This is a genomic window from Bradyrhizobium sp. Kon58, assembly GCF_055807455.1.
Window position 1 is genome coordinate 1 of the sequence record NZ_JBVVOT010000001.1, and the last position, 25,226, is coordinate 25,226.

Annotated in this window: 27 protein-coding genes; 12 read left to right on the plus strand and 15 right to left on the minus strand. The window is 64.1% G+C overall.

Features of this window, described 5'->3' with window-relative positions:
- Positions 1-116 precede the first annotated feature (116 nt).
- Positions 117-695 carry an HdeD family acid-resistance protein gene (locus tag AC0L20_RS00005; RefSeq protein ID WP_007609955.1) on the plus strand — a complete coding sequence of 193 codons (579 nt, stop codon included), beginning with the start codon at positions 117-119 and terminating at the stop codon, positions 693-695.
- Between the two features lie 234 nt (positions 696-929).
- Positions 930-2,015 (plus strand): 3-deoxy-7-phosphoheptulonate synthase, encoded by a 1,086-nt coding sequence (locus AC0L20_RS00010; protein WP_473286769.1) that lies wholly within the window; start codon positions 930-932, stop codon positions 2,013-2,015.
- A gap of 53 nt (positions 2,016-2,068) precedes the next feature.
- Here the strand turns inward: AC0L20_RS00010 and AC0L20_RS00015 are convergent, their stop codons facing one another.
- From AC0L20_RS00015 to epmA, 3 genes are read right to left on the minus strand one after another with little or no spacing between them, the layout of a single operon-like run.
- Positions 2,069-2,320: a hypothetical protein gene (locus AC0L20_RS00015; RefSeq protein ID WP_027569912.1), complete on the minus strand. Its 252-nt coding sequence runs from the start codon at positions 2,318-2,320 to the stop codon at positions 2,069-2,071.
- A 30-nt stretch (positions 2,321-2,350) separates the two neighbouring features.
- The gene (locus AC0L20_RS00020; RefSeq protein WP_473286772.1) at positions 2,351-3,445 is read right to left on the minus strand and encodes a lysine-2,3-aminomutase-like protein; all 1,095 of its coding nucleotides are present in this window, start codon (positions 3,443-3,445) and stop codon (positions 2,351-2,353) included.
- A complete protein-coding gene (epmA, locus tag AC0L20_RS00025; RefSeq protein WP_473286774.1) occupies positions 3,442-4,506 on the minus strand; it encodes an EF-P lysine aminoacylase EpmA in 1,065 nt (354 codons plus the stop codon). Before epmA ends, AC0L20_RS00020 begins: the two co-directional genes overlap by 4 nt.
- A 162-nt stretch (positions 4,507-4,668) precedes the next feature.
- Between epmA and efp the strand changes: the two genes are divergently transcribed.
- From efp to AC0L20_RS00040, 3 genes are all read left to right on the plus strand, one after another.
- A complete protein-coding gene (gene efp / locus AC0L20_RS00030; RefSeq protein ID WP_027569909.1) occupies positions 4,669-5,235 on the plus strand; it encodes an elongation factor P in 567 nt (188 codons plus the stop codon).
- A gap of 23 nt (positions 5,236-5,258) precedes the next feature.
- Positions 5,259-6,881 (plus strand): M23 family metallopeptidase, encoded by a 1,623-nt coding sequence (locus AC0L20_RS00035; RefSeq protein WP_473286778.1) that lies wholly within the window; start codon positions 5,259-5,261, stop codon positions 6,879-6,881.
- 180 nt (positions 6,882-7,061) lie between these two features.
- Positions 7,062-7,970 (plus strand): amino acid ABC transporter substrate-binding protein, encoded by a 909-nt coding sequence (locus tag AC0L20_RS00040; RefSeq protein WP_473286780.1) that lies wholly within the window; start codon positions 7,062-7,064, stop codon positions 7,968-7,970.
- Positions 7,971-8,070: 100 nt separating this feature from the next.
- Here the strand turns inward: AC0L20_RS00040 and AC0L20_RS00045 are convergent, their stop codons facing one another.
- Positions 8,071-8,574 carry a cupin domain-containing protein gene (locus tag AC0L20_RS00045; protein WP_473286782.1) on the minus strand — a complete coding sequence of 168 codons (504 nt, stop codon included), beginning with the start codon at positions 8,572-8,574 and terminating at the stop codon, positions 8,071-8,073.
- Positions 8,575-8,595: 21 nt separating this feature from the next.
- The gene (locus AC0L20_RS00050; RefSeq protein WP_473286784.1) at positions 8,596-9,075 is read right to left on the minus strand and encodes a carboxymuconolactone decarboxylase family protein; all 480 of its coding nucleotides are present in this window, start codon (positions 9,073-9,075) and stop codon (positions 8,596-8,598) included.
- Between the two features lie 54 nt (positions 9,076-9,129).
- Between AC0L20_RS00050 and AC0L20_RS00055 the strand changes: the two genes are divergently transcribed.
- The gene (locus AC0L20_RS00055) at positions 9,130-9,654 is read left to right on the plus strand and encodes a MarR family winged helix-turn-helix transcriptional regulator (RefSeq protein ID WP_473286786.1); all 525 of its coding nucleotides are present in this window, start codon (positions 9,130-9,132) and stop codon (positions 9,652-9,654) included.
- A gap of 27 nt (positions 9,655-9,681) precedes the next feature.
- Here AC0L20_RS00055 and AC0L20_RS00060 read toward each other — a convergent pair whose 3' ends face one another.
- The 3 genes from AC0L20_RS00060 to AC0L20_RS00070 form a co-directional block, all read right to left on the minus strand.
- Positions 9,682-9,861 carry a hypothetical protein gene (locus tag AC0L20_RS00060; protein ID WP_354160552.1) on the minus strand — a complete coding sequence of 60 codons (180 nt, stop codon included), beginning with the start codon at positions 9,859-9,861 and terminating at the stop codon, positions 9,682-9,684.
- An 85-nt stretch (positions 9,862-9,946) separates the two neighbouring features.
- Positions 9,947-10,198: a hypothetical protein gene (locus tag AC0L20_RS00065; protein WP_456764460.1), complete on the minus strand. Its 252-nt coding sequence runs from the start codon at positions 10,196-10,198 to the stop codon at positions 9,947-9,949.
- 72 nt (positions 10,199-10,270) lie between these two features.
- Positions 10,271-10,531 (minus strand): hypothetical protein, encoded by a 261-nt coding sequence (locus tag AC0L20_RS00070; protein WP_219680264.1) that lies wholly within the window; start codon positions 10,529-10,531, stop codon positions 10,271-10,273.
- Between the two features lie 134 nt (positions 10,532-10,665).
- On the opposite strand from AC0L20_RS00070, the gene AC0L20_RS00075 reads away from it, so the two are divergent.
- Positions 10,666-11,895, plus strand: coding sequence for a lytic murein transglycosylase (locus tag AC0L20_RS00075; RefSeq protein WP_473286791.1), 1,230 nt, complete (start codon positions 10,666-10,668; stop codon positions 11,893-11,895).
- Positions 11,896-11,901: 6 nt separating this feature from the next.
- On the opposite strand, the gene AC0L20_RS00080 is transcribed toward AC0L20_RS00075, so the two are convergent.
- The 3 genes from AC0L20_RS00080 to recJ form a co-directional block, all read right to left on the minus strand.
- Entirely contained in the window at positions 11,902-12,699 is a 798-nt protein-coding gene (locus tag AC0L20_RS00080) for an aldolase (protein WP_473286793.1), read from the minus strand.
- A gap of 109 nt (positions 12,700-12,808) precedes the next feature.
- Positions 12,809-13,618: an SDR family NAD(P)-dependent oxidoreductase gene (locus tag AC0L20_RS00085; protein ID WP_473286795.1), complete on the minus strand. Its 810-nt coding sequence runs from the start codon at positions 13,616-13,618 to the stop codon at positions 12,809-12,811.
- A gap of 51 nt (positions 13,619-13,669) precedes the next feature.
- Positions 13,670-15,511 carry a single-stranded-DNA-specific exonuclease RecJ gene (gene recJ, locus AC0L20_RS00090; RefSeq protein WP_473286797.1) on the minus strand — a complete coding sequence of 614 codons (1,842 nt, stop codon included), beginning with the start codon at positions 15,509-15,511 and terminating at the stop codon, positions 13,670-13,672.
- Positions 15,512-15,729: 218 nt separating this feature from the next.
- Here recJ and AC0L20_RS00095 point away from each other — a divergent pair, with 218 nt between their 5' ends.
- On the plus strand, positions 15,730-17,250 hold the full coding sequence (locus AC0L20_RS00095) for a hypothetical protein (protein ID WP_473286800.1): 1,521 nt from the start codon (positions 15,730-15,732) through the stop codon (positions 17,248-17,250).
- A 265-nt stretch (positions 17,251-17,515) separates the two neighbouring features.
- Complete coding sequence (locus AC0L20_RS00100; protein WP_473286802.1) at positions 17,516-18,592, plus strand: methyl-accepting chemotaxis protein; 1,077 nt, start codon at positions 17,516-17,518, stop codon at positions 18,590-18,592.
- 161 nt (positions 18,593-18,753) lie between these two features.
- On the opposite strand, the gene AC0L20_RS00105 is transcribed toward AC0L20_RS00100, so the two are convergent.
- Complete coding sequence (locus tag AC0L20_RS00105; RefSeq protein WP_473286804.1) at positions 18,754-19,740, minus strand: helix-turn-helix domain-containing protein; 987 nt, start codon at positions 19,738-19,740, stop codon at positions 18,754-18,756.
- Between the two features lie 501 nt (positions 19,741-20,241).
- On the opposite strand from AC0L20_RS00105, the gene AC0L20_RS00110 reads away from it, so the two are divergent.
- Positions 20,242-21,252, plus strand: coding sequence for a formylglycine-generating enzyme family protein (locus AC0L20_RS00110; protein WP_473286807.1), 1,011 nt, complete (start codon positions 20,242-20,244; stop codon positions 21,250-21,252).
- 25 nt (positions 21,253-21,277) lie between these two features.
- Here AC0L20_RS00110 and AC0L20_RS00115 read toward each other — a convergent pair whose 3' ends face one another.
- Positions 21,278-21,490, minus strand: a complete 213-nt coding sequence (locus tag AC0L20_RS00115; RefSeq protein ID WP_473286810.1) for a hypothetical protein — start codon at positions 21,488-21,490, stop codon at positions 21,278-21,280.
- Here AC0L20_RS00115 and AC0L20_RS00120 point away from each other — a divergent pair.
- Positions 21,489-22,232 (plus strand): SDR family oxidoreductase, encoded by a 744-nt coding sequence (locus AC0L20_RS00120; RefSeq protein WP_473286812.1) that lies wholly within the window; start codon positions 21,489-21,491, stop codon positions 22,230-22,232. The genes AC0L20_RS00115 and AC0L20_RS00120 overlap by 2 nt on opposite strands.
- 10 nt (positions 22,233-22,242) lie before the next feature.
- Entirely contained in the window at positions 22,243-22,659 is a 417-nt protein-coding gene (locus AC0L20_RS00125; protein WP_473286814.1) for a cupin domain-containing protein, read from the plus strand.
- Positions 22,660-22,666: 7 nt separating this feature from the next.
- Here AC0L20_RS00125 and AC0L20_RS00130 read toward each other — a convergent pair whose 3' ends face one another.
- Positions 22,667-23,671, minus strand: coding sequence for a 4-hydroxythreonine-4-phosphate dehydrogenase PdxA (locus AC0L20_RS00130; RefSeq protein ID WP_473286818.1), 1,005 nt, complete (start codon positions 23,669-23,671; stop codon positions 22,667-22,669).
- Positions 23,668-25,218 carry a tripartite tricarboxylate transporter permease gene (locus AC0L20_RS00135; protein ID WP_473286821.1) on the minus strand — a complete coding sequence of 517 codons (1,551 nt, stop codon included), beginning with the start codon at positions 25,216-25,218 and terminating at the stop codon, positions 23,668-23,670. Before AC0L20_RS00135 ends, AC0L20_RS00130 begins: the two co-directional genes overlap by 4 nt.
- Between the last annotated feature and the right edge of the window lie 8 nt (positions 25,219-25,226).

Here is a 25,226-nt window from a genome sequence, read left to right on the forward strand (position 1 = left end):
TTCAAGCCTCCCTTCAACTGAGACGCTTGAATCACAATCCAATTTCGAAGGGAATCCCTATTGAGTACAGACCCTAGACTAGATCGAGCACACGCCTCTCGATCCGGAGCCTGCCCATGACATCGCCTGAGGATCTTTCCCGGCTGCAATCCGCCATGAGCCGGACGGTCAAGGCGCATTGGAAGGCCTTCCTGTTCGAAGGCATCCTGCTTGCGGTGCTCGGCGTTGCCGCGCTGATCCTGCCGCCGCTCGCAAGCCTTGCGATTGCGATCTTCCTCGGCTGGATGTTCCTGATCAGCGGCATCGGCGGATTGATCGCCACCTATTGGGCGCGCAGCACGCCGGGCTTCTGGTGGTCGCTGATCTCGGCCGCGCTCGCCGTGCTCGCAGGCATGCTGCTGCTGGCGCGACCGATGCAGGCCGTGCTGACGCTGACCATCGTGCTCGGCGCCTATTTCCTCGCCGAGGGCGTCGCCACCATCATGTACGCACTGGAGCATCGTCGCGAGCCGGGCGGCCGCTGGTCGTGGCTCCTGATCTCGGGCCTCGTCGACATCGCGATCTCGTTCATGGTGATCACGGGATTGCCGAGCTCGGCGGAATGGGCGATCGGCATCCTCGTCGGCATCAACCTGCTGTTCGGCGGCGCCACCCTGATCGGCATGGCGCTGGCGGCACGCAAAAGCAACAGTTGAGGCGCCCCTTGCGCCGTCACGTCATTCGGGGGTGACAAGCCGCCGACCGCGCGCTATATGACTGGCCATGATCACCGCCACCACCAGCTTTTATTGGTATTTTAGCTACGACAGCTCGCTGGCGGTGGGAGGATCACGCTCAATCTGACAAATTGCAGCATCTAGTCCGAACAGCCGCCAGACCTGGCGGCTTTTTTATTGGCCGGCAGGTTCTCAAAATGACAGGAGCCCGCCGTGCTGAGCACGACCGACGATCTTCGTATCCGCGAACTGAAAGAGCTGAGCACGCCCGAAGAGGTGATGCGGGAAGTCCCGCGCACGCTCACGGCGACGCGCGTGGTGATGGCAGCACGCAACGCCATCCATGCGATCCTCAACGGCCAGGACGACCGGCTTCTGGTCGTGGTCGGCCCCTGCTCGGTGCACGATCCCAGGGCCGCGCTCGAATATGCCGAGCGCCTCGCGAGCTTGCGCGAAGAGCTTTCCGACCAGCTCGAGATCGTGATGCGGGTCTATTTCGAGAAGCCGCGCACCACGGTCGGCTGGAAAGGCCTGATCAACGATCCTGATCTGGACGGCAGCTTCGACATCAACAAGGGCCTGCGGCTGGCGCGCAACGTGCTCTCGGCGGTGAATAATCTCGGCCTGCCCGCCGGCACCGAATTCCTCGACATGACCACGCCGCAATACATTGCGGACCTCGTGTCCTGGGCCGCGATCGGCGCGCGCACGACCGAAAGCCAGATCCATCGCGAGTTGGCCTCGGGGCTGTCCTGCCCGGTCGGGTTCAAGAACGGCACTGACGGCAACGTGCGCATCGCGGCGGACGCGGTGAAGTCGGCCTCGAATCCGCATCATTTCATGGCGGTGACCAAGCTCGGCCGCTCGGCGATCGCCTCAACCGCGGGCAACGAGGATTGTCACATCATCCTGCGCGGCGGCAGCACGCCGAACTACGATGCGGCAAGCGTCGCGGCGGCCTGCAACGATCTGGCGAAAGCGAGCGTCGCACCGCTCGTGATGGTCGATGCGAGCCACGCCAATTCGAGCAAGAAGCCGGAAAACCAGCCGCTGGTGACGGCCGACATCGCCAGGCAGATTTCCGGCGGCGAGAACCGGATCATGGGGGTGATGGTCGAGAGCAATCTCGTCGCCGGGCGCCAGGACGTGGTGCCGGGCAAGCCGCTCACCTATGGCCAGAGCATCACGGACGGATGCATCGACTGGGCGACCACGGCAACCGTGCTCAAGCAGCTCGCTGACGCGGTCGAGATCCGGCGCAACACCAAGCGCGCAGGGCTGCACGAGCGCTCCGCCTGACCGAACGATCCGGGCGGGGTGAGGCTGTCGCACCCTGCCCGCCGCTCCGGCGCCTAGCAGCCGCGGCAGATGCTCTTGATCTTCTTGTCGAGCGCCTGATTTTCCTTGCTGAGGGGATCGTTCGGGTCGCTCAGATTCTTCTCGTTCGGCACGTCGCCGACGCGCGGCTGCCGATGACCGACGGGCGCAGGCGGCAAAGAACCCGCCGATTGTCCCGAGGTCGTCGATCCCTTGCTTCCCGTCTGCGCGAAGCCGGCGCTGCCGAACACCGTCAGAAGCGACAGTGCCAAAATGATGCTTCTCATTTTACCTCTCCATTTCTCAAGCCGGCATCTTCAGGTCTCGGGCGGATAGAGATGAATGTCGCCGCAATAGTCCACGATACGATAGCGCGTTTCCGATGCCGCATCACCCGCATCAGGTGCGGTATTTTGCATCGGCAACACGTAATTCGGTCCCACCGGCGACTTGCCGGCGCCGCCGGGAATGTCGATGACATAATCGGGCTGACACAGTCCGGACACCCGTCCGCGCAGCTGCCGCATCAAATCCTGCCCCTCGGCGAGCGTCGTTCGCAGATGCGCCGTGCCAGGCGCGAGATCGCCGTGATGCAGATAATAGGGCTTGATCCGGCATTCGACGAAAGCTCGCATCAAATCTGACAGAGCGGTCACGCTGTCATTGACCCCGCGCAAAAGCACGGACTGGCTCACCATGGGAATCCCGGCATCGACCAGCCGCGCGCAGGCGGCACGCGCCGGCCCCGTCAGTTCGCGGGCGTGGTTGGCATGCAGCGCCACCCAGGTGGTGGCGCCTTCGGCCTTCAGCGCCGCCACCATCTCCTCGCTGATGCGCGCGGGCTCGGCCACGGGCACGCGGGTGTGAAGGCGGATGATCTTGACGTGATCGATGCCGGCAAGATCCGCCATGATCTCGCTCATCCGCCGCGGCGACAACATCAGGGGATCGCCCCCGGTCAGGATCACCTCCCAGATCTCGCTGTGCGATCGGATGTAGTCGATCGCCGCGCGATAGGCGCCGTCCGAGAGCGCGTTCTCCTTGCCGGGTCCGACCATCTCGCGGCGGAAGCAGAAGCGGCAATAGACCGCGCAGACGTGAACGAGCTTGAACAGCACGCGGTCGGGATAGCGATGCACGATCCCGGGAACCGGCGAGTGCGGATGATCGCCGATTGGATCTGCGTTCTCGCCCGGTTGCATCTCGAGCTCCGCGGCCGTCGGAACGAATTGCCGCGCGATGGGATCGTCGGGATCGGACCTGTCGATCAGATCGACCAGCGCCGGCGTGATCGCAACCGCGTAGCGCGCGGCAACGCGTTCGAGCGCCGGCAGCGCTTCGGCTGATACCAGCTGCTCGGCCACAAGTTCGGCCGGCTCGCGAAATGTGCGCGCAAGATTGCTCTTCATCATGTCTCGCTTGACGTTTCATCTGCAGGCGGTGTCCAGACCACCTGATCAATTCGCGATGCGCCGCTCGCCAGCATCACCAGCCGGTCGAATCCGAGCGCGACGCCGCTTGCCTCCGGCATGGCCGCGACCGCGTCCAGAAAGTCCTCGTCCAGCGGATAGGCTTCGCCGTAGCGGCGTTGCTTCTCCGCCATGGATTGCGTGAAGCGCTTGCGCTGCTCCTCGGCGTCGGTCAGTTCGCCAAAGCCGTTGGCGAGCTCGACACCGCAGGCATAGACCTCGAACCGTTCGGCAACGCGGGGATCGCCCGCCTTCACGCGCGCCAGTGCCGCCTCTGGAGATGGGTATTCGAACAGAATGGTCAAACGCCCATGCCCCAGATGCGGCTCGACATGCTCGACCAGAACCTTGCTGAAGATGTCGGACCAGGTGTCGTCCTCGGCCACGCGGACCTTGCCGGCAGCTGACCGCGCGAGCGCGGCGCGGTCGCCCTCGCCGCCGGAAATGGTCGCAAGCAGGTCGATTCCCGCAAATTGCTCGAAGGCGCCGGCCACCGTTACAAGCTCCGGCTCGGCGAAGGCATCGGCGGTCCGGCCGCGGAAGGCGAACGTGCCGATGCCGGTCGCCTGGGCCGCGCGGGCGATGAGGACGACGCAATCGGCCATGATGGCGTCATAGGGGGCGTCTGCCCTGTACCATTCGAGCATGGTGAACTCGGGCAAATGCAGGTCGCCACGCTCGCGGTCCCGGAACACCCGGGCGAACTCGAAAATCCGGGTCTCCCCGGCCGCCAGCAGCTTCTTGCAGGCGAATTCCGGCGAGGTCCGCAAATATCGGCTCACACGGCTGCCGTCGGGTCGCATGATCTCGGTCCGGGGGGCATGCAGGTGGGTCTCGTTGCCCGGGGAGATCTGGAGAACGGAGGTTTCGACCTCGATGAAGCCCTGCTCGGCGAAAAATCCCCGTAGAGCCCCGGTGATGGCTCCCCTGGCCTGAAGGAACGGCCGGCGGTCGAGATGCCGCGAGGGGGACCAGAACGGCGACATCGGCTTGTCCCCAGCCATTAGCCGACTGCCCCGCCGGCCAGCAAAATGCTGGCATCCAACGGCAAAACCAGTATGTTGCGGCCCGAAACGGGTGCCGCGGTCTGATTTGGGGCCCCAGGTCCCCCATCAATTTGACCACGTCCTGGCCCGAGCCGGGCCAAGCAAGCAGGAAATACAGCTTTGAGAGTCATCGCCAGTTCTATTCGCAAGGGCAACGTGATCGAGCAAGACGGCAAGCTATATGTCGTCGTGACCGCCGAGAACATCCATCCCGGCAAGGGCACCCCGGTCAGCCAGATCGAAATGCGCCGAATCTCGGACGGGGTAAAGATCTCCGAGCGCTACAAGACCACCGACCAGGTCGAGAAGGCCACGATCGAAGAACGCAACTTCACCTATCTCTATGAAGACGGTGACGGTTTCCACTTCATGAACCCTGAAACTTATGACCAGGTCCAGGTGTCGAAGGACGTCATCGGCGACGCCGCGGCCTATCTTCAGGAGAGCATGACGGTCAAATTGTCGACGCACGACGTCAATGTGGTGTCGATCGCGTTGCCGCAGCGTGTGACGCTCGAAGTGGTCGAGACCGAGCCCGTGACCAAGGGCCAGACCGCCTCCTCGTCCTACAAGCCCGCGATTTTGTCCAACGGCGTGCGCACCACCGTGCCGCCGCACATCGCCGTCGGCACCCGAATCGTCGTGATGACCGAAGACGGCTCCTACTCCGAGCGCGCCAAGGACTGACGGGGCCAAAGCGAGCGCAACGGGTGCCGCCGGGGGGCGAGACAGTGGTTGGGAAAAGTTTCCGCTTCGTCTCGCAACTTCTGGCGTCGCTTGCGCTCCTCATTGCCTCTCCGCTGGCTGCGGATGAGTTCCGCAGCCCCTCACTCACGGCGCTGCGCGTCGATTGGCGCGCGGCGCTCGACCAGCTCCGCACCGAAATCAATGCCCATCCCCGGGCGGCGGATGATTTCATCTTCGCACCCCGCCGTTCGGTGCCGCGCTATGATCCGCGCGCGATGCCGGCGCTGGTGCAGCTCAATGCGATCTCCTCGCAATTCTTCACCGGCATCGCCCGCAGTTCCGTGCCCGTGTTGCTGCCGTTCGACGCTGCCGCGTATTTCGAAGCACGGCGCAATGGAGCGCCGGCGACCCTCGCGCTGTCGCGCTACCAGGCCGACTTCAATTCCGTCGACATGTTCGATGCCGGGCCCGCCGGCTACAGCGCGACCTTTTCGTTCGAGCCTGGTACCGGAGACGGCATGCCGAGCCGAGTCTTCGCAAGGCCGGTCGAGGTGCAGATTACGGGTTCGGCGCTCGTCTATGACATTGCCGATCCCTCGGGCGGCAAGGGCGAGCCGGTCAAACCGCTCGCGGCGCTCTACCCGGACCTGCGCAAGTTCATCCGGGAAGGCTATGTGCGTTACGCTTTCACCCGTTTCGGCGTCACCTATGTGGTATCGATCCAATGCCTCGACAGCGTCGCAAAGCCGCGGCGGCTTGCCTGCAAGGAGGCCTATCCGGTCGCCGAGCGCTTCCTGAAGGCGTTGCGCGTGGCCGGCGGCCAGCGCATGCGGCCGCTCACGGACATCGCTTCCAACATTCTCGATCGTCCTGCGGTACGTTCCCCTGACTTCACCTACCGGCCGAGTGGCGACATCATCCCGAACACCGGTTATCGCAAGCAGGGCGGCCATCCCGACGTGATGGCCTACGCACAGATCCGCTTTCCTCTCGAGAAGGCGCCCGCGTTCATACACTCGCAATCCTATGCCAAGCGCGACAAGATGGAGAGCACGACCGCCTATCCCTGGCGGGACAATTTCTGCGAGTCCCGCAGTTTCGAGGTCTGGCAATGCGGCGGCGGTTATGGCCATCAGGGTGAGGACATCCGCGCGGCCGAGTGCCCACCGCCTGGTGAAGGCCGCCAAGCCTGCGATCCCAAGCAGCGCGCCGTCGTCGCCGTGCGCGATGCGAGGGTCATACGCGCTTCCAAGGACCAGGCCGTGACGCTGCAAATCAACAGCCGGAACGAGCACATTCGTTTCCGCTACATGCATATGAACCCGCAGGCGCTGAACGCCGATGGCCTGCTCAATGGCCGCATCGTATCGGAGGGCGAGAAGATCGGCGTGGTCTCGAACTATCTCGACCATCCCGCCGGCACCTCGATGCATCTGCATTTCGACGTGCAGGTGTTCACCCGCGACGGCTGGATCTGGGTCAGTCCTTACGTCACGCTGGTCTCGGCGTACGAGCGCCTGATCCGCGCCCGCGGCCGCGAGGTCGGCCCGGAGATCGCCGGCACGCCGCAGCCCGTGGCGCATGCGCTGCCGGAGGACGTGCTCAAGCCGGACCTGCGCGAGGGATCGGGCGGCGAGGAGAACTGACGCTGCTTGCGCCATCTAGACAGCCAACCAAACTGTCTGATGACAGTCCTATGACAGCGAATTGCACGCACGCCGCCTGACCGGCCCGGCCTCCTTATGACGGAGCCTTCTCTGGCCTCAGAATTGTCTGGCCTCAGAATTGCTTTCCTCCCAACGGGCAAACAGGATGAAGGAAAGCACATGCGTTGTCTCACAATAGCGGCCGTTCTGGCCGTCGCGTTCGGCGTGCCGGCTCATGCGCAGGAATTGAGCGGGACCTTGAAGAAGATCAAGGACACCGGCGCGATCACGCTCGGCGTGCGCGACAGTGCGGTGCCCTTCAGCTATATCGACGAGAAGCAGAAGACCGTCGGCTACGCCATCGACATCTGCATGAAGATCGTCGAGGAGATCAAGGCCGAACTCAAGCTGGACAAGCTCGCAGTCAACGAGAACCTGGTCACCTCCTCCAGCCGCATTCCGCTGATGGCGAACGGCACCGTCGATCTCGAATGCGGCTCGACGACCAACAACGCCGATCGCCAGAAACAAGTGTGGTTCACCAACACGCATTTCCTCACGGCGAGCCGCTTCGTGTCCAAGAAGACTTCGAAGCTCGACCAAATCGACGATCTCAAGGGTAAGGCCGTCGTCTCGGTCTCGGGCACCACCAACATCACGCAGCTCAACAAGGCCAATGCGGCCCGCTCGCTCGACATCACCGTGATGAACGCGAAGGATGTCCCCGAAGGGTTCCTGATGGTCGAGACCGACCGCGCTGTGGCCTTCGTCATGGACGACATCCAGCTGGCGGCGATGATCGCCTCCTCGAAGGATCCGTCGCTCTACGCGATCAGCACCGGCGCGTTCTCCGATCCGGAGCCTTACGGCATCATGCTGCGCAAGGACGACGCGCCGTTCAAGGCGGTGGTCGATCGCGCGACCGCAAAACTCTACAAGAGCTCGGAGATCGAGAAGATCTACAACAAATGGTTCATGGAGCCGGTGCCGCCGCGCGGCCTGAACTTCCACGTGCCCATGCCGGTGTCGATGAAGAAGTCGTTCGAGCACCCGTCGGACAACCCTGATCCAGCATCCTATGGCGGCTGACGAGAGAGCACGCCGGTAACGTAGCCCGGATGAGCGAAGCGACATCCGGGACTCACGCGACGACTGCCCCGGGTGTCGCTTCGCTCACCCGGGCTACGGATCAATCCAGCAACGTCGTCAGCTGGGCGCCCTCGTCTGCCACGAACACCGCGATCAATTCCGCCGGCTCCGTGGTGCTGGCATTGGCCGAGACCAGATGGGTCGAGCCGGGCGGCTCGAAGAAGGACTGGCCGACGCCGAACGTCTCGACCGGGCCGCCGCCGAGCTGGGAGCGGATCTCGCCCTTGGTGATGTAGGCGGTGACGGATCCCGCATGACGATGCGGCCGCGAGAACCCGCCGGGACCGTAGAACACGCGCACGATGGTGACGCGTTTGCCCGGTACGTTCGGCAGGGCGTAGGAGCCGATCGGTTCGACCTTGTCGAGCGGCGAGCTTTCGGCAGCTGCGGCGCAGAGCGGCGAGAGTGCGCCGGATATGGTGTCCATCGTCACCGGCAGCGCCTTCCCGATCGCAAGCGCACAGGCGAGCCCGCCGATAACGGCGATCGCCATCGAGCGCGATGGCAACGGGCGCGGTGTGGTGGGCAAACTCATTGCTGTCATCGTGATCTCCCTTCGTTGCAATCAGGACGCCGCCGCATTCGCTGCGACCGCCCGCTTCGCCGGCGTCCAGCGAAACGCCGCACCAAAACGGTTCCAGACGTTGATCGAGGCGACCGCCGAGGTCAGGTATGTCAGCTCGGTCTCGGAGAATTCACGGCTCGCCTCGGCGTACACCTCTTCGCCGACTCCGTCGGGCAGGCAGGTCAGCGCCTCGGCCCAGGCCAGCGCGGCACGTTCCCGCGCGGAAAAGATCGGCGCCTCGCGCCAGACCACGACCAAATTGAGCTTGTCCAATGGGACGCCGATCCGCTCCGAAAGCAGGATGTGATGCTGCAGGCAGAAGGCGCAGCCGTTGATCTGCGAAGCGCGCAGCTTGACCAGTTCGAGAAGCTGCTTGTCGAGGCCGGCCTTGGCCGCGACCTGGCCGAGCGCCAGCACCAGCTCATACGCGTCGGGCGCGATCTTCTTGAAATTCTCATATTCGCTGCGGGCGTGTGACATTGCCGTTCACCTCGTGGTATTGTAAGAGTGCTGACACATTATAAGAGCACTTACATGACGCGCAAGCCGCCTGATATCACGAGATCGCAACCGCGGCGGAAGGCAGCCACGGCCGTCCCGGCGGTGCGCGTCCCAGCTCCAGGGGAAGGCAAGCGCGGCGAGCAGGGTTATCTCGGTTATCTGCTGCGCCAGGCCCACGCCGCAGTCCGTCTGACGATGGAGCGGTCGTTGGCCGATCTCGGTGTCACCTCGCCGCAATTCGCGGTGCTGACCATGCTCAATGCCTATCCGGGCCTCTCGGGCGCCGACGTCGCCCGCCTCACCTTTCTGACGCCCCAGACCGTCGGCGTCATCATCCGCAATCTCGAACGTGACGGTGCGATTGTGATGACGCCCCATCCCGTCCACGGCCGCATCCAGCAATGGACGCTGACGCCCCGCGGCGCGACGCTTTTGAAGGCGTGTCGAGAACGGGTGATTGCGTTGGAGAAGCGCCTTGCCGCCCGGCTCGACGCCAAGGCCGAAGCAAGCATTCGCCGCTGGCTCGCAGGCATCGCGGCCGATTTGCAGGAGGACTAGGCGAAGCGCGCCTGCCGGCGAGCGGCCCTAGTCGCCGCCTCCTCCATCGCCGCAGCCGCCACCGTCCGAATCCGAGAAGTCACTGACCGCGCCGTCGCCTTGAATACCGCGGCCAAAGTTCTCCGCGAGGATCATCAGGATGACGACGAACAACCCGGCGCCGAACGGCCAGGGATTGGCGCGGATGATGTCGAACAGCTCCTGCATTCACGCATTGTGCGCAGACGGAGGCAAACCGACCGTAAAGTGACAGGCTCAAAATTGGGGATATCCGACCTATTGCAGGTGCGCCCTACCCGCCCTTCAACACTTTCTTAACCTCGCCATCAGGCCAGGTCTCGCCCGCTGCGATCACCCGGACGCGGCTTTGATCGGCGTCGTTCACCAGCTCATGCGAACTCACCCGCTCGCCGCTTCGTTCCAGGTGCAGATCGGTTTCGGGCTTCCAGCTCAGCGTGGTCGCGAGATCGCCGGGAAAGATCTGCCATCGCGATCCGTCGTCCAACTCGACGACATGGCTTTCCGCATGCGCGCGTATCTTCATTCCACCCCGAATTCTCGATGAACGGACTGCGTGCGACGGAGGGCCCCGGCGATCGGCCGGGGCCCCACTCCGTCAATCGTTGTCGTGATGAATCACGGTCTTGCTGCGATTGCCGAATTCATCTTCCTTCTTGATCACCGTGGTGCGGTCGGCGGGCTCGCGCTCCTTGATAACGGTGGTGCGGTCGCGATCGCGGTCCCGCTCACGATATTCGTGAGACTGTCCGACGGTCACGCCAGCACCGACGGGACCGACGTGAACGCCGACTTCATCGGCAAAAGCAGGCGCGGCGATGGCGGTGACCATGGCGGCGGCAAACAGATATTTCCTCATCTTCTCCTCCTCGAACGTGATGCTGGGGGAATGCGGGAGTGCGACAGTTTGTTCCGGGGAACGCGGGGCCAGCGTCTGTTCCTGCAGTTCCAGGAACTGGTCACAGCCACCATGTTTCCCGCTAGAATGGGTCCATGAAACACGCTGATTCCATAGCCTCTCGCAGCCGCCGCGCTCTGCTTCGATCCACGTTCGGCGCAGCCGCACTCGTCGCAATCCCAACGCGCATCCTGGCCGCGCCTCCAGGCTTCGAGGAATGGCGCGAGGGCTTTCGCGCACGTGCCATGGCGAAAGGCATTTCGGCCGCCACATGGCAGCGCGCAATGGCGCGGGTCGAACCCGACATGAGCGTGTTCAAGCAGATGCGCAACCAGCCCGAATTCCATGAGCAGGTCTGGCAATACATCAACCGTCGCGTCTCCGACTGGCGCATCATCAACGGCAAGATCGCGCTGAAGAACAACGAGGCGCTGCTCGCACGCATCGAGCGCGATTTTGGCGTCGAGCGCGGCACGCTGCTGGCGCTGTGGGGCGTCGAGTCCGCCTATGGCGATCCGCTGGTGCAGCAGAACCACATGACGCCGGTGTTTCCCTCGCTCGCCGCGCTCGCCTGGAACGAGCCGCGGCGCAAAGCCTATTGGGAGACCGAGCTGATCAACGCGCTACGCATCGTCGACAAGGGCTGGAGCACGCCGGAGCAGATGCAGGGATCCTGGGCCGGCGCGATGGGGCATTCGCAATGGATGCCGGAGGTCTGGCTCAATGTCGGTATCGACTACGATGGCGACGGCAAGGTCTCGCCATTCGGCAAGCCCGACGACGCGCTGGGCTCGACCGCAAAATATCTCGTCAATCGCGGCAAGTGGCACCGCGGCGAGCATTGGGGCTACGAGGTGCGCGCGCCCGGTGAGATGAGCGGCAGCCGGACCTATGCGGCTTGGCAGGCGGCCAGCGTCACCCGCGCCGACGGCCAGCCATTCCCGCAACCCTCCGCATCGGCGCAGATATGGACGCCGGTTGCGGGCGGGCCGACATTTCTGCTGGGACCGAATTTCAACGCGGTGAAGAGCTACAACCCCTCGATGAACTACGCGCTGGCGATCTGCCATCTCGGCGACCGCTGCCTCGGCGCCCCGCCCTTCATCCAGCCATTCCCCGGCTCCGAGCGCGCGCTGACGCTCGCCGAGGTGCAGGAGATGCAGACGCGCCTGACCAAGGCCGGCTTCGACACCGGCGGCACCGACGGCCGTGTCGGCAATGACACCATGAAGGCGATCAAGGATTTTCAGCAGCGCGCGGGCATCACGCCTGCGGACGGCTATGGCGGGCTGAAGGTGCTGGCGAAGCTGCGGCAGGGATCGTAGGCAGGCTCAGTGCCTATATTGCGGCTCCTCCGCATCGAGCTGGCGACGGATCGCCGCAAGATGCAGCCGCGCGGATTCGGAATCGCCCTCGCGCATCTGCTTGTAGGTCTCGGCCGCAATCGCGGGATCGACCGGCAGCACCTGCCGCCCCGTCGACATCGCCAGCACCTGCACCTCGGCGGCGCGTTCGAGATAGTAGAGATCGTCCCAGGCTTCCGCGATGGTCGGTGCCAGCACCATCACGCCGTGATGCTTCATGAAGATGATATCGGCATTCCCAACGCTGGACGCGATGCGCGCGCCTTCGCGGTTGTCGAGCGCGAGACCGTTGTAGTCGCGGTCCACGGCCGTGCGACCGTAGAATTTCAGCGCGGTCTGGCCGGCCCAGATCAGCGGATCGCCCTCGGTCATCGACAGTGCCGTGGCATAGGGCATGTGGGTGTGAAAGGCGACCTTGGCGCGCGGCAGGCGTTTGTGCATCTCGGCATGGATGTAGAACGCGGTCGCCTCGGGCACGCCTTCGCCGGCGAGCACGTTGCCGTGGAAATCGCAGATCAGCAGTTTTGACGCGGTCAGCTCGCGGAAGGCGTAGCCGTAAGGGTTGACCAGGAAGAGATCGTCATGGCCCGGCACCACGGCCGAGAAGTGGTTGCAGATGCCCTCCTCAAAGCCGTTGCGCGCAGCCATCCGGAAGCAGGCGGCGAGATCCTCGCGCGCGCTGCGGATCGCGTCGCTCGCGAGATCCGGACGGTTCGAGCGAAATGTTGCGGGCGTGGATGACGAAGAGTGAAGGCTGTGCGCCATGGCGGAAGGACACCTCTGTCGGTCGGAAGACGTCCGCGTTGTACAGGTCCGACGCCTGCGCGTCAGCCCCCGCGGGCGCCACCCTGCCCTTCGCAGCCCGCGCGGCGGTTCATTGCCGCCGCGGCACGCCGCCGGCGTTCATGCCGCCGTCGATGACGAGCTCGCTGCCGGTGACGTAGCGCGAGGCATCGGAGGCCAGATACAGCACGCCGGAGGCAATTTCCGCAGCCTGTCCGGCCCGGCCGAGCGGCGTGACGACGCGCGCACGCTCGTCTGGGTCGATCGGCGCGTTGCCCTGGTTGCCGGTCGCGCCGGTCGGGATCTTGCCCCAGATCGGTGTGTCGATGATGCCGGGATGAACGGAGTTGACGCGGATGCCGTCACAGGCCGCCGCGCACTCCATCGCGATCGATTTTGCGAACAGCCGCACGCCGCCCTTGGTCGCCGAATAGGCCGACAGCCCGGGCGCGCCGCGCAGGCCCGCGAGCGAGGACATCATGACGATCGAGCCGCCGCCGGTCTTCCGCATCAACGGTAGGCAATGCTTGACCGAGAGAAAGACGCCGTCGAGGTTGATCGCGTTCTGCTTGCGCCAGTCGTTGAGCGTCATGTCGACGATCGAGGGCACGGCGATGCCGATGCCGGCATTCGAGACCAGAATATCGAGCCGGCCAAAGCGCTTCGCGATCTCGGCTGTGATCTCGATCCAGCGTTCTTCGCTGGTGACGTCCTGCTCCAGAAAAATCGCCTTGCCGCCGGCCTTGGTGATGCGATCGGCGAGCTCGGGGCCGCGCAGCTCGTCGATGTCGGTGGCGATGACGGTGGCGCCCTCGCGCGCGAACAGCTCAACAATTGCCTCGCCAATTCCGGATGCGCCGCCGGTCACCAGCGCGACCTTGCCCTCAACCTGCCCTGCCATGTTCACTCCCTTTTTTCTTTTTTGCTGTTAGCTTTTTATTGTTTGCCGGGCCTATCTAATCATGGATGGTCCCTGGTCGGGTAGCGCGACGTCGATGACGCGGAATTGCACACGCTCGGCGCCCTGGTAGCGATCGACCGACAATGATCCCGCGACATGCAATGGCTGGCCGCGATTGGCAACGAGCGCGTTGCCAAGCTTCTGTCCGATCGAACGGAACGCGATGCCGTTGACGATGGCGCCGTCGCCCGACTTGAAGCGTAGCCTCAAATGCGCCTGTCCCACCTCGTCGGCATAGACGAGCTGGTGCGCCGGCAGCGCCAACACGACTTCCGGATTGCCGCTGCCGAAAGGACCTGCGCGGTTGAGCGTCGTTGCAAGCTCAGTCGTCACCGCGCGCGCGGAGACCGCGCCGTCGATGTAGAGCTCGTTGACGTGGCGCGCCTCGGCAACGTCCCGCGCCAGGGCATGCTCGAGATAGGCGCGAAATTCGGCGAGCTTTTCCTTCCGCAGCGTGACGCCCGCAGCCATCGCGTGGCCGCCGCCCTTGAGCAGAATGCCGTCGGCGACCGCCTGCCGCACGGCCTTGCCGAGATCGACGCCGGCAATCGAGCGGCCGGAGCCGGTGCCGATTCCGCCGGGCTCCAGCGCGATCGCGAAGGCGGGCCGCGAGAACTTCTCCTTCAACCGGGACGCAACGAGACCGACGACGCCGGGATGCCAGCCTTCGGAGGCCGTCACGATCACGCCGATCTTGTCCTCGAGCCCGATCGAGGCGAGTGCCTCGGCTTCGGCCTGCGCTTCGGCCGCCTGCTCGATGATCCGGCGCTCACTGTTGAGGCGGTCGAGTTCGGCTGCGATCCGCGCGGCCTCGACGCTGTCACCCTCCAAAAGCAGCCGCACGCCGAGATCGGCGCGGCCGATGCGGCCGCCGGCATTGATGCGCGGCCCCAGCATGAAGCCGAGATGCCAGGCCTCCGGCGGGCCGTTGAGCCGCGCCACGTCCATCAGCGCGGTGTGGCCGACATGGTCGCGCCGCCGCATCGCAATCAGACCCTTGGCGACGAACGCGCGGTTGAGACCGATCAGCGGCGCGACATCGGCAACCGTGCCGAGCGCAACGTGATGCAGCATGCCGAGCAGATCCGGCTCGGGCATCTCCGCATTCCAGAACCCGCGCTGGCGCAATTCACGATTGACCGCGACCAGCGTCACCAGCACGAGGCCCACGGCGGCGAGATGGCCGAGGCCGGAGAGATCGTCGAGCCGGTTCGGATTGACCAGCGCATCGACCTCCGGCAGCTCCGTGCCGGCCTGATGATGGTCGATCACGACGACCGACATACCAAGACGTTTTGCTTCGGCGAGCGGCTCGATGCTGGTGGTGCCGCAATCGACGGTGACGAGCAGCGTGGCGCCCTTTTCGGCCAGCGCACGCACGGCCTCCGTGTTGGGCCCGTAGCCCTCGAAGATGCGGTCGGGAATGTGGATCAGCGGATCGAGCCCGCAATGGCGCAGATGCCAGGTCAGCAGCGCCGCCGAGGTCGCGCCGTCGACATCGTAGTCGCCGAAGATCGCGACCTTCTCGCCGTTCGCTGCGGCATCCGCGATCCGCTTCGCGGCGGCTTCCATCTCCGTCACCGTGAACGGGTCCGGCAGCAGCTTGCGGATGGTGGGATCGAGGAAATCGGCGACGGCATCGCTGTCGACGCCGCGGCCTGCCAGCACCCGCGCCAGCAGTTCGGGCAGTTGGTGGCGCTGCACGATGGCAAGCGCTTTCGCCGCCCCGCGCGCATCCAGCCGGTCGCGCCAGAGCTTGTCGGTGAGCGAGCGCGCCACCCCCAGGAATGCCTGGGGCGCTTCGACGGGGAGCGCGGATACGGGAGGGGCCATATTGCATTCAGTCCGTACGACGAAGGTAGCACATTGGGCAATCGCCCGATGCCCAGGCCGGGCGGTTTTGCACAGCGCAGCTGATTTTTTTCCGGATTCCATGGACCGCCAAATCGCACCCTGCTCTGCACAGCATCTCCTGAAAAGCCCCACATTTTGGCCTCCGGGATCGCGCTGTTGTCTCTCGACAACATCGCTCGATATCAGCAGAGGCGATCGTGCAGGCCGAGGTGTCGAACACTAGCGTCGCAAGGGACACAATCTCGCGGTTCGCCGTACCATTCTGGGCCGTGCTCTGTCTCAACATCATTGCGCGTGGCCAGGCCCTGTTTGCGCCGATGTATTCCATTGATAGCTATGACGTCGCCCGGAAGTCGTTCAGCGGCGAAATCGCCTACTCTCTCAGCGACGGGCGCTTCGTTCGCGCAGCGGTGTGGTGGCTGCAGGCGCAGATCGGGTTCCAGCCGATCGAATCAATGTCCGCATCGATGTGCCTGTCGATTCCGCTCTTCATCATCTCTGGATTCATCTTCGCAACCGCGATCATCGATGACATTAGGCAGCAAGAGGCATTCGCATTTGCGAGGCTATTCACACTGCATCCGTTTGCGACCGAATACTTTTACTACGGCGAGGTCACCCTCGCGACAGTCCTGGCGGTCTTCTTCGCGGCAGTGGCTGTATGGAGCGCCTATCGTGCACCGCCATCATCGCTCTGGCGTTCTGCAAGTATCGGAGCCGTCGTCCTTGCGTTGGGAAACTATCAGGTTGTGATTGGCCACGTCGCGGCAGCCGGCCTGCTTGTCCTGGTGGCCGACCTCAGCGTTTGCGACACAGCCTCGAAGTCCGACCTTTCCGTTTTGCTCAGTCGTTTCCTCCGCCGCACTGCAGTCCTGCTGGCTGGTTTCGCCGTTTACGTGCTGTGCCTGATTTCGACCAAATATCTATTTCCGGCGGTTGCCGCGGGGAGAGCGTTTCGGGTCAGCTCACCAGACCTCTCCCAAAAGGTTCACACACTCGGTGCTGCGATGCAGCTTTCACTTCTGCCAGGACAGGGCATCGTCCCGACGACGTCGATCGCGGCAGTTCTCGCGCTGGTGCTCAGCATCTTCCTGCTGCTGCGAATGACCTTGCAGCGGCGGGACAATGTCGCGGCGCTCGTTGCGGCACTGGCCGTCCTGGTTGCGATGGTGTGCGCCGCGATTGCGCCACTCATCGGCGACGTCGCCTGGTTAGCGCCGAGACTGCTATCACCAATCGCGCTATGCATTGCCGCGCTCGGCGTGATCGGCTTTCGGTCTGCATTCGCCAAACTGAACCTTTGTCTGATGGCCGCATTCGCTATCGTCGTCGCGGGCTACATTGGTGCCGACGCCTCGATCCTGTTTGACCAGCGGCGCATGAATCTTTGGGACCATCTGGAAGCAAGCCGCATCATCGCGCGACTCGAAGCCGATCCCGCCTTTGGCGAGGTGACATCGCTGGCTGTCGTCGGCCGTCGGAAGACGCACCCCCTCGCACTAAGTACATCGTCGATCGACATGAATACGTCCGGCCTCGGTTCGCCGTGGTCCAAGCTGGGGCTGTTCGAGCAGGCGACCGGCTACAGACTCGCGTCACCGACGGATGCGCAATGGCAAGCCGCGATCGATTATTGTGGGCATGGGGCAGTCTGGCCGCTGCCGGGCTCGGTCGGCCTGGTACATGAGCTTGCCGTTGTTTGCCTCCCCCAACGCTGATCTTATGGCGCTCGTTTGAGTATCCCGGCACGCCGACAGGCCTCAGGCGGTCGGGTTCCCATGCGAAACTTCGAGTATTTGCAGGGTCCGGGGCCGGCAGGCCGTGACGGCCGCCGACAGGCCGGACTGACTACCTTTTAGGCATTCCGCCGAACAGCAAATTAAGCAGGCGTTAGGCGGAATCTTCGAAAAAGAATTGTATTCGATCTGTCAGTGATGGTTCCGGGTTCGTTGCAGATCAGCTCATTGCCAAGGGAAGCCCCCGATGTCTGCTGCGCTGGGTCTCAAAGCCAAGCCGATCGCAAATGAACCCGCTGATGATGATTCCGACATCTCCGCGCTGATCAACCGCCTCACGGCGGAGGTCAACCAGATCGCTGTCGACAAGACCAAGGCGATCCAGCAGATCACCAACCAGATGAAGATGCTGGCGCTGAACGCACTGATCGAAAGCTCGCGCGCCGGCGCGCAGGGCGCGGGCTTCGCCGTGGTGGCGCAGGAGGTCCGCGGTGTCGGCCAGCAGGTCGAGACCATCGCCCGCGAGCTCGAAAGCCAACTGACGAAACGGACCGGCGATCTCGTCTCCTCGATCGACCGGATGAGCCAGCGCTCGCGCGGCGAGCGCATGGTCGATTTGTCGCTCAACGCCATCGAGCTGATCGACCGCAACCTCTATGAACGTACCTGCGACGTGCGCTGGTGGGCGACCGATTCAGCGTTGGTCGATTGCGCGGCCTCGCCCGACGCCGCGGCCGTCTCCCATGCCTCGCAGCGTCTCGGCGTGATCTTGGGCGCCTACACCGTCTATCTCGACCTCTGGCTCTGCGATCTCGAGGGCAACGTCATCGCTAACGGCCGCGCCGACCGCTTTCGCGCCGTCGGCCAGAACGTCGCCCACACCAAATGGTTTCGCGAGGCCAACACCCTGCGCTCCGGCGACGACTATGTCGCCGGCGACGTCGAGAACCAGCCGCTACTCGGCAACGCGCAGGTCGCGACCTATTGCGCCAGTGTCCGCGCCGGCGGCCAGGCCAACGGCGCGCCGATCGGGGTGCTCGCCATCCATTTCGACTGGGAGGCACAGGCCCGCGCCATCGTGCAAGGCGTGCGCGTCGGCGACAGCGACAAGGCGCGCGTGCTGCTGGTCGACTCCAATCTTCGCGTGATCGCCGCTTCTGACGGACAAGGCATTCTCAGCGAACGCATCTCGCTGTCGCTCAATGGCCAGCGCTCCGGCTTCTATCAGGACCGCTCCGGCACGTTGGTCGCGTTCCATGCGACGCCCGGCTACGAGACCTATCGGGGGCTCGGCTGGTACGGGGTGATCGTCTGCGGGGCGTGAAGCTGGAGGCGGCCTGCCCATCCAACTCAAACCCGTGAAAACAACCCCATGCACAGTAGCCATGTCGTTGTTTTAATGACGGAATTTTTTCGCCGTTTGACGCGGGCAAAACACCTGCATGCATGCCATCATGGCCTCGTTCGCGTCCCGAGCCCAGAGCGCTAGGCTCTGGCGATGTCGTCTTCGACGGCCTGCAGCGTCGCAATTCCAAGCGTTTGCGACGGACGCTCCCCGAACATTGCCAGGTAATATTGCGAAAACCGGCCGAGCTCGTAAAAGCCCTGCTGCATGGCGACGGCTGTCACGGTGGTCGAACCGGGTGCGCTCTGGTGCAGGATCGAATGAACAGCGCATAGCCGCTTGTGCCTGAGGAAGCTGGCCGGGCCGAGGCCGAATACCTCCTGAAAGGCGCGGTGCAGGGTACGCCGCGATACACCCAACGTCGCGCAAATTTGCGACACATGCACCGGACGCGTGCCGGCGTCGTCGAGAAACTCCTCGACCTTGCGGACCAGCCGGCGTGCAGAAGGGAGCCAGCCATTGCCGTCGGGTGGCAGCGACGACGCGACGTTGGCAGCCATGCATTCGGCGATCGTTCGTTTCCAGAAATCGGCAGTTGATGGCGTCAGCCCATGTTTGTTGTCGCGCAGGTGCGACATGATCCGGACCAGGCGGCGCGAGGCGATCGCGCCGGTCTCGATGTGCGCGCGGAAATGACCGCGGCTGCGCCATGTGTCGGGGTCGCTCAGCCGTGGTTCTCCGCCGAACAGCGTCGCGACTTCATTGAGGTCGAAGCGCATGGCGGCGTAGGCGGAGCCGCCGTGAAAAACACCGTCATGTTCGAGCCGCGGCGGAATGACGAGCACATCATTGAGCTGCATGTCGAACGACCAGTGGGCGACGCGCTCTTCGGCCGCGAGCAGCATCCCGATGATCAGTCTGTCGTCGCTGGAAACCCGCTGCGTGCGCATGCCGACGTTGAAAGCACCAATGCTGAGCGAGAAGTCGCCGATGCCGACATGAGATAACGTTCCGCGCAACCGACCGCGGCCGAGTTGCATCACATCGACATGCGAGCCATGGACAGCCTGCTGAAGACCTTCGAAACCGTCCAGCTTGCGCGAATCAACCAGTAGGAATTGCCCCATGGCTGTACCCTGTTACTGAAGCGCGACAATTCTGCGGCACGCGGTGGCAAAGTACCACCACAACGCGAGGTGGGTGCGACAGACTGACTTCGCGTTTTGAGACAATCATCGCCAAGTTTGTTGCTAGATAGCCACTGAACTGCCTTTGCACTGAGGGATTTTCGACATGGGGCACTAGGTCTCACCAACTGCCCGGGCAGACTGGCACAAACTGCACATCACAGCCGTCCAATCTTCGGATACCGTTTGCAACCTTAGCGATATTGAGCGGAAGCGTTCTGCGGATGGCAGAGCGCACGCGGCATGGATTTGCCGCGTGCTCGAAAACGTGCGTGCAAAGGAAAGAGATGTTGACGCAACGCAGCGTCCTCCTCTCCCCCGAGCGCCAAAAAAGAGGGGACCGAACAATGCGTCCAATGGGCCGGGCAAAGCGCTATCGTCGAAGTCTGCCAGAATCGGCGCAGTAGCATCAGGTGGAATGCGCGTATCGGAGCTTCCACCATGTTGCGAGCGGATCTGGATCACTGCGAGTGGTTGCCGGATGATTTGAAGACCGGCGAGATGGTCTTCATTCCCGGCGGAACGTTTCGCATGGGATCCGACCATCATTATCCCGAGGAAGCGCCGAGCCATCGCGTCGCTGTCGACGGCTTCTGGATGGACCGCACGCCGGTGACTAACCGGCAGTTCAAGCAGTTCGTCGACGCAACCGGCCATGTCACCGAGGCGCAGGTCGTTCCCGACCCGAAGGACTATCCAGGCGCGCTGGCGGAGATGCTCTACGCGGGATCGCTGGTGTTCTCCCCGCTGCCGCGCATCACCGATCTCACCGACTGGAGCCAGTGGTGGACTTTCCTGCGCGGCGCCAACTGGCGTCATCCCTATGGTCCCGGCAGCAACATCAAGGACCTCGACGACCATCCCGTCGTCCATGTCTCCTTTAGCGATGCGGCCGCCTATGCGCGCTGGGCCGGCAAGGAATTGCCGACGGAGGCGGAATGGGAGTTCGCCGGGCGCGGCGGCCTCGAGGCGGAGGAATACGCCTGGGGCGATGCGTTGATGCCGGGCGGCAAGCACATGGCCAATATCTGGCAGGGCAACTTCCCCGTCCAGAATCACGGCGAGGATGGGTACGAGCGTACCTCGCCGGTCATGGCCTTCCCGCCGAACGGCTACGGTCTTTACGACATGATCGGCAATGTCTGGGAGTGGACCTCCGACTGGTGGTCGTCAAAGCACGCCGCCGATGTTGCCAAACCTTGCTGCATCCCCAAAAATCCTCGCGGCGGCGGTGAGCACACAAGTTACGACCCGCGCCTCCCCGACATCCAGATTCCGCGCAAGGTCCTCAAGGGCGGCTCGCACCTGTGCGCGCCGAACTATTGCCGCCGATACCGCCCGGCTGCGCGGCACGCCGAGCCGGTCGATACCTCGACCAGCCATGTCGGGTTCCGCTGTGTGGTGCGAATGCCGTCTGTGACCGAACGCCAACAAGGACGTGCTGCAATCTAGCGAGCTCCGCTGGCGGATGCTGGCGTCAGCGGTGCGCTCCGCGCGTCGGATGATTTTGATACGCAACTTTATCCATCGGCGATCGATAAACATCTTCAGCATTTTTGGACAACGCAGGCCGATTACAGGCAAGAGCCTGCCCCATTTCCCCGGTAAGTGTCGCCTCATCGCTTTCGCGACGCGCGCGCCGTCGACCCTGAAACCCTTGCGCCCGCAACGTGCCGAGGAGATAGGCCATGAAGATCGTCGTGATCGGCGGGACCGGATTGATCGGATCCAAGCTCGTAGCGAAGCTCAAGCAACAAGGCCACGACGCCGTCGCGGCTTCGCCGAAATCAGGCGTGAACGCCGTGACCGGGGAAGGCCTCGCAGCAGTGCTGGCGGGCGCGGATGTCGTCGTCGACGTTGCCAACGCGCCGTCCTGGGAGCCTGCCGCCGTGCTCGAATTCTTCCAGCGTTCGAGCAAGAACCTCGCTGCGACCGAGGCGGCCGCCGCCGTGAAGCATCACGTGGCGCTCTCGATCGTCGGGACCGAGCGTTCGCCCGACATCGCGTATTTTCGGGCCAAGCTGGCGCAGGAGACCATCGTCAAGGCGTCACCGGTGCCCTACTCGATCGTCCGCGCCACCCAGTTCTTCGAATTCCTCAGCGCCATCGGTGATATGGGTGCGGCCGAGGGCCGGATCGTCGTTCCCACGGCATTGTTTCAGCCGATCGCAGCCGAGGACGTCGCCGATCGCCTCGCAGAGGTCGCGATGGGCCAGCCGCTCAACGGCACGATGGATATTGCAGGACCTGAGAAGGCGCCCTTCAATGAATTCATCGGACGGCGCGTGAAGGCATCCGGCGACGCCCGACCGGTGGTGGGAGACCCAAAGGCGCCGTACTACGGCGCTCGCATCGACGACACATCGCTGAACCCCCTCGGCGAGGCGCGGCTCGGGAAGACGTCGCTTGCAACATGGCTCGCGAGGCTTTGAGGAGACTCCTATGCGCAGATTGCTGATCGCAACCGCCGTTTATGCCGCATCATTCCTGACGGCCCATGCCGCCGAGACGGCGGCACCCACGGCCAAGGTGACGGTCGTGTTCGACCAGGCGCTGCCCAATGTTCCCGGCAAGAGCATGAAAGGCGTGCTGGTCGAGTATGGTCCCGGAGGCTCCTCGCCCGCCCACATCCACGCGCCCTCGGCTTTCATCTACGCCACCGTCCTGGAAGGCGCGATCCGCAGTCAGGTCAATGACGGCCCCGCCAAGGTCTTTCACAAGGGCGAGAACTTCTCTGAAAAGCCCGGCGACCGCCATGCCGTCAGCGCCAATGCCAGCGACACCGAGCCCGCGAAGCTCCTCGCCGTGTTCGTGGTGGATACCGCCGACAAAGAACTGACGATGCCGCTGCCGAAGTAGCGCCGGATCATGTGAGGCGACGCGCGGCCATCTCTGCCGCGAGCAACACCGCGGCGCGGCTGGCACCGATTGATGCAATGCCCTGGCCGGCGATGTCGTAGGCGGTGCCGTGCGCCGGCGTGCAGATCGGGAACGGAAAGCCGCCGAGCAGGGTTACGCCGCGATCAAAGCCCATCAGCTTCATCGCGATCTGGCCCTGGTCGTGATACATCGTCAGCACCGCATCGAAGGCGCCGCCCTTGGCACGCAAAAACACCGTGTCGGCCGGGAACGGCCCCTCGACCGCGATACCCTCGCTCTGGCCGGCCGCGACCACGGGGGCGATGACATCGATCTCTTCACGGCCGAAATTGCCGCCGTCGCCGGCATGCGGATTGAGACCGGCGACCGCGATGCGCGGCCGGGCGAAGCCGGCATTGCGCATGCACGCATCAGTCAGTTTGAGCGCACGATGGATGCGTTCGCTGGACAGTCGCGCGGCAACGTCCTTGAGCGGGATGTGGGACGTCACGCGGGCGTTCCAGAGCCGGTCCAGCACGTTGAACTCACTTGCGGGCGTTTTGAGTCCGACCACTTCCGCGGAGAACGCGATCTCGTCGTCATACTCGGCGCGGGCGAGCCGCATCGCCTGCTTGTTGAACGGCGTGAAACAGACGGCATCGACCCGGCCGTCGCGGCCGAGTTCGAGCGCCTGCTTGTAGTTGGCAAGCGCGAACCTGCCGCCGGCAAGGCTCGCAACACCCTGCCTGATGTCGCCGGGATCGAGGTGCCCGAGATCGACGAACAGCGTCTCGCCCTCCGCCGCGCGCAAATCCGCTCCTTGCTCCACTGTTGTCAGCTCCGGCTTGACGCCAGCAATGCACGCGCCCGCGTCGAAGATGCGGCGGTCGCCGATCACGACGATCCGGCTGCGGGCGCGGATGTCGTCATGCACCACGAGCTTGGCGGTCAATTCCGGGCTGATGCCGGCGGGATCTCCCATTGCCAATGCAATGAGCGGCTTTGCGGTCATATGATTACTTTCTCCCGAGCGGTCTCTTGAGCTGTCGTCTCGTGGGTCGACGGCGCAGGCTTGCGCAGCAGGCGCGCAAGCTGCAGCACGAGCGGCAGCAGCAGCAGCGTGATGCCGGCCACGATGAGGCATGTCACCAGCTTGTTGGCGAAGAATATCCCGAGCGATCCCTTGGACATCAGCATCGACTGCCGGAACGCGTCCTCGGCCTTGTCGCCGATGACGATCGCGAGCACGAGCGGCGCCAGCGGATAGAACAGCTTCTTGAAGAGATAGCCGACGATGCCGAAGCCGAGCATCATGACGACGTCGAGATAGGAGTTCGACACCGAATAGGCGCCGACGACGCAGATGATCACGATCAGCGGCGCGATGATCACGAAGGGAATCCGCATCAGGGCCGCGAAGACGGGCACGGTCAGCAGCACCAGCACGACGGCGACGATATTGCCGACATACATCGAGGCGATCAGGCCCCAGACGAAGTCCTTCTGGTCGACGAACAGCATCGGCCCGGGATTGAGCCCCCAGATCATCAGCCCGCCCATCATGACGGCCGCAGTGGCCGAGCCGGGAATGCCGAGCGAGAGCATGGGCAGAAGCGCGCTGGTGCCGGCGGCATGATCGGCCGTCTCCGGCGAGATGATGCCCTCGACCTCTCCGGTGCCGAAATATCGGCCGCGGCGCGAGAAGCGGCGGGCGATGCCGTAGCTCATGAAGGATGCCGCGGTCGGGCCGCCTGGCGTGATCCCCATCCAGCATCCGATGGCCGCGCTCCGCAGCAGTGCCACGCTATGCCGCGGCAGGCGGCCGATCGCGCGAAACACCTCGCGCCACTCAATCTTCGACGAGACCGCACGGGCGTGAAACTCCTCTTCGACGGCGACGAGCAGCTCGCCGATACCGAACAGGCCCATCACCGCGACGACGAAGTTGACGCCCTTGACCAGCTCGTCGACACCCATCGTGAGGCGCACGCTGCCGGAGACGGTGTCGATGCCGATGGCGGCAATGGCAAAGCCGATCGCCAGCGCCACGACGGTCTTGATCGGCGCCGCCCCGCCCATGCCGACGAAGCTGGCGAAGGCCAGGAAATAGACCGCAAAATATTCCGCCGGACCGAAGGCGAGTGCGACCTGCGCCACCCATGACGCGAGGAAGGTGATCAGGATGACGCCGATCAGCGCGCCGAAGGCCGCCGAACCGAAGGCGGTGGCGAGCGCCGTGGTCGGACGTCCATCGCGCGCCATCGGGTAGCCGTCGAAGGTGGTGGCGACCGACGACGGCTCGCCCGGGATGTTGAACAGGATTGAGGTCACGGATCCCCCGAACAACGCGCCCCAATACATGCTGGAGAGCAGGATGATGGCGGAGACCGGCTGCATGCCGAAGGTCAGCGGCAGCAGCAGCGACACGCCGTTCGGAGCACCCAGCCCGGGCAGCACGCCGACGAGGATGCCGAGCAGCACGCCGATCACCATCAGCGCCAGATGCGGCAGCGTGATCGCGATGCCAAAGCCGTGAAGAAGTTCTCCAAGATTGTCCATCGGCCTCT